The 4,159-nt window shown below is 69.3% G+C and carries 3 protein-coding genes and 2 pseudogenes; all 5 read right to left on the bottom strand.

All coding sequences use genetic code 11. The features are described 5' to 3' along the window. Window positions 1–72 precede the first annotated feature (72 nt). Complete coding sequence (locus ACIOFR_RS39465; RefSeq protein WP_401005244.1) at window positions 73–249, bottom strand: hypothetical protein; 177 nt, start codon at window positions 247–249, stop codon at window positions 73–75. Window positions 250–254: 5 nt separating this feature from the next. After that, window positions 255–652: pseudogene (locus ACIOFR_RS39460) on the bottom strand (transposase); the annotation flags it as partial. A 13-nt stretch (window positions 653–665) separates the two neighbouring features. After that, window positions 666–2,771, bottom strand: coding sequence for an ISAzo13 family transposase (locus ACIOFR_RS39455; protein ID WP_401005243.1), 2,106 nt, complete (start codon window positions 2,769–2,771; stop codon window positions 666–668). A 52-nt stretch (window positions 2,772–2,823) separates the two neighbouring features. After that, a pseudogene (locus ACIOFR_RS39450) lies at window positions 2,824–3,608 on the bottom strand (transposase); the annotation flags it as partial. A gap of 143 nt (window positions 3,609–3,751) precedes the next feature. Then, window positions 3,752–4,159, bottom strand: a 408-nt coding sequence (locus ACIOFR_RS39445) for an IPT/TIG domain-containing protein (RefSeq protein WP_401005241.1), incomplete at its 5' end; no start/stop codon positions are given.

Raw genomic sequence — 4,159 nt, 5'->3', positions numbered from 1 at the left:
CAGTTGCACACGTGTCACGAAGTACGGTCTACCGGATCGGCCTTCATTGTGAGGACGAATCCCGCGGATTGATCACGACCCGATACCCGGCCTAGCGGACGCGGTGGCGGTGAGTACGGGGCCGGTGCCGGCGGAGGTGACGGTGTGCTGGTCGAGTGCACCGCTGCGTAGAAGGTCCCCGAGCGCCGCGGCGGCGACGTCTCGCCGATCCGGATCACGGTCGGTCAGCGCTTCCAGTGCGGTGAACATGTTCCTCACGCGGCACTCGCCTCGGACCGCTCCACCAGGAGGCCGTTCCCGAACCGGGCTCCGGCACGGACCAGGGGAACCAGGTGGGCACCGGTGATCGGGGCGCCAGCGGGCCTGGGCGGGGTCCACCAGCTTGAACACCATCGCCAGCGCGGCGGCCGGGCTGTCGGCACCGCGGGTGACCTTCGTGCGGAGCTTGACCGTGGAGAACGTGGACTCGATCGGGTTGGTGGTCGGCAGGTGAATCCGCTGCTCGGCCGGGAAGTCGTAGAACGCCAGTAGCTCCTCGGCGTCGTCGGTGATCTTCGCGACGGCCCTCGGCGCTGTATATCTCCTGCATCGCCTTCGTCGCGCCCGGCTGTGCGGACTTCGGCAGGGCGTTCGATACATTCCGGGCCTTGTGAAGCCGTCAGGAATTAACCTGTCGGTGTGTCGACTTCGCTTCGTGCGGCGGCGAGGAGATCTGCGGCGGATCGGTAACGGATGGCCGCCGGAGGAGGGACGAGCCCGCCTTCCACGAGCAAGGGCCGGATCTCGCGGATGACGTTGCCGATCAACGACCTGCTCACGTCCCCCAACGCGTCGGCGAGGACGTCCAGGGTGCACAGTTTCCGCAGGTAGAGGACTGCGAGGACGACGCGTTCCACGTCGCCGATCTTCTGGGGGAAGACTCCGCCCCGACTGCCCGGCTGGCGATCGGCGCCCCGGCGTTGGTAGGACGCGCGTTCGGTCTGAGCGATCTGGCGTGGAGCGAGACGGCAGGCCAGTGCTTCGAGGTCGTCGCGTGACATGCCGGTCAGGCGTGGGTGGGACAGGCTCTCCATGATCTGGGTGCGCCGCGGAGCAACTGCGGTGTCCAGGAAGGCCTGCAACGCAGCCGCCGTGGTGAAGCGGCTGGGGGCGTATCCGGGCCGGTGGCCGTGGTCCTCAAACACCCGTCGGGTCTCGGCGACGAGGTGGCCGATGCATTCGGGGGTCACCTCCAATATGTCGGCCAGCAGCTTCATCGAGCAGACCTGCCGCTGGTAGAGAAGGGTGAGCATCACCCGGGCCGCGTCGTCGAACAGCGGCTTGCTGCCGCGAAGCTTGCCGGTGGCCCGCCGGGCGCGGCCGCCACGTTGCTCGCTGTAGCGTTCCTGGGCGCGAGCCACCTGGAGCGGTGCCAACTCGGCGCACAGATCGGCAAGTTCCGTTGTGCTCAGCCCGGTCAGCCGCGGATCGGCCAGGCGAACGAGGAGAGCGCGGCGCCGGTCGGCGACGCCGTGCGCCTCGCAGCTGACGGGTGAGGCCGTCGGCTCGGTGGGTCCGGGCAGCAGGGTGTAGTTCCACTGCCCGTGGGTCTCGTGCCTGACCAGGGGCAGGGCGGCGAAGCGGTCCTTGCTGATCGCGATGCCGGTGGGGTAATCGCCCGTGTCGAGGTGGGCCTCCACCGTCAGCCCAGTGCGGGTGCGGGTGGCCGCGATCGTCTGGAGTACGACGTCGTGGCTGGTCAGGGGCCTGCCGCGCCAGTTGTGGGTGATGTGGGAGAACAGCCGGTGCTCGATCTTGTTCCACTTCGAAGTACTTGGCGGGAAGTGGCAGACCGTGATCACGAGACCGGTCTCGGCGGCGAGTGCGGCCAGCTCGCTCTTCCAGACCCGGTAGCGGTAGCCGTTGGAGCCGCCGGCGTCCGCCGTGATCAGCAGCCGAGTCGCGATCGGGTAGTCGGTCTGCCCGCGCGTCTTCCACCAGCGGCGGATCGACTCGACGGCGAAGGTGGCGGTGTCGTGGTCGACGCCGACGTTGACCCAGCCGGTGTTGCGGGCGATGTCGTAGACGCCGTACGGGATGGCCTGCTCGACGTCCGGTCCGCTGAAGAAGAAATGGTGGTCCTCGACCTGGACCGGGTCGCCCTTGGGGCGCCACTCGCGTCCGGCCATGGGCAGGCGGCCCATCTGCTCGCGTTTCTTGGTGTCCACGCTGATGACCGGCTCGCCGGCTGCCTGATGCTGCTTGACCTGCTCGTTCAGGTAATGGAATTGGGCGTCGCGGTCGGGATGCTGGCTGCCTTCGAGGGTCTTGGCGTTGCCCTGCAGGCTGAAGCCCGCCTGCTTGAGCAGTCGGCCCACCGTCGGCGCGGAGACCGGATGACCTTGTCTGCCCAGTTCCTCGGCCAGGTGCCGCAGCGACTTCGTCGTCCAGCGCAGCGGGGATTCCGGGTCTCCGCGCTCATCGGGTTCGACCAGGGCCATCAGCGCTTCCACCAGGCCCGGGGCGATCGCCTCGGCCCGCTTGCGGCCTCCGCCCGCGACACGAGTCCGCCCGTCAGGCAGTGGCCCGGCTCCGGACTCCAGCTCCGCGACGCCCCGGCGCACGGTGGTCTCGCTCATCCCGGCCGCCTGGGCGGCGACGCGCACCCCGCCGTGACCGAGCAGCCTCGCCTCGGCCGCCACCGCTAAGCGCCGCTGCCTCTCGTTCAGATGGGGAAGCAACACCGAGAAACGGCAGTTGAGTTGTGACAGCATCTGTTCCGTGATCGCCATACCAGATCAACGAGCCGTTGCCCTCGAAGCAACAGGTTGATTCCTTACGGCTTCTGTGCACCCAGCACCGTTGGTGGCGGGCGCCCGGGAAGACCTCGGCCAGCGCCTTCCACAGGCCCACCGCACCATCGCCGACCACCAGCTCGGGGTCGCGCATGCCGCGTCGGCGGCAGTCGCGCAGCAGGTCGGCCCACGACTCGGTGGACTCCCGCAGTCCCCCGGCCACAGCGATCAGTTCCTTGGTGCCGTCCTGGTGGACGCCGAGCAGGACCAGAACGCACGAGTGCGCCTGTCCGAGCAGGACCCCGGGGTGCACGCCGTCGGCCCGCACGTGGACGAAGTCGCGCTCCGACAGGTCCCGCTGCTGGAGGCGGCGCGGTTCTCGCCCCACTGCCTCGTCAGCCGGGTCACGGTCGCGGGCGAGAGCCCGGCCACCGAGCCGAGGAACTGCTCCAGCGCGGGCACGAAGTCCCCGGACGACAGGCCGTGCAAGTGGAGCAGCGGCAGAACCTCGGAGACCTTCGGCGACTCGCGGCACCACGGCGGCAGGCTCTTCGAGGAGAAACGTCTGCGCTCACCGGTGGCCTCATCGAAGCGGCGGTCGTTCACCCGCGGAGCCCTGACCTCGACGCGCCCGGCCGCGGTGACCACGGTGCGGGGCAGGTGACGCCCGTTACGGACCACCAGGCGCCGGCCGGCCTCGTCGGTCTCGGCCGCCAACTCGGCTATGTACTGGTTGACCTCCGCCTCCAGGGCGGCGGCCAGCATCCGACGGGCGCCTGCGCGGACTATCCCGTCGATCAAGGAGCCGTCTCGCGTCGAGGACCCGCGCTGCAACGCGGGCCTACTCGGTGACCGTCAAGGGATCAGTCGGGAAGGTACGCCCTCCGCGTACCTTCCCGGAACCGATCCACAAGTCCTGAGCATTGCTCCCTCGACTCCCTCTCCCGATTCTGCCGACGGATCCCCGGCGCGGGACCCTAGAGGCTGGGCGGGAGCAGACGGGCGTAGGGGAGGCCGTTGCTGGTGCCGCCGGGGGTGGCGACCGTGAGGTTGACCGGTCCGGCGGTTCCCGGTGGGGCGGTGGCGACGAGCTGGGTGTCGGAGACGACGGTGAAGGCGGCCAGTGTGGTGCCGAACTTCACAGCCGTGGTGGTGGTGAGGTCGGTTCCGGTCAGGGTGACGGTGTTGCCGCCGGAGATGGGCCCCTGACCCGGCACCGCGCTGGTGAGCGTGGGAGCCGGCAGGTAGGTGTAGGCCACGCCGTTGCTGGTGCCGCCGGGGGTGGTGACGGTGATGTTGACGGGGCCAGCGGTCGAGGATGGAGCAGTCGCCGTGATCTGAGTGTCGGAGACAACGGTGAACGAGGTCGCGGCGGAGGCGCCGAA

Source organism: Kitasatospora sp. NPDC088346 (genome assembly GCF_044740765.1).
Taxonomy (GTDB): domain Bacteria; phylum Actinomycetota; class Actinomycetes; order Streptomycetales; family Streptomycetaceae; genus Kitasatospora.
This window is presented reverse-complemented; position numbering and strand designations above follow the sequence as displayed.

Bases quoted from the DNA above. Each gene is read 5' to 3' on its own strand.
- ACIOFR_RS39465 (WP_401005244.1), bottom strand. From the start codon at position 249: ATGTTCACCGCACTGGAAGCGCTGACCGACCGTGATCCGGATCGGCGA.
- ACIOFR_RS39455 (WP_401005243.1), bottom strand. From the start codon at position 2,771: ATGGCGATCACGGAACAGATGCTGTCACAACTCAACTGCCGTTTCTCG.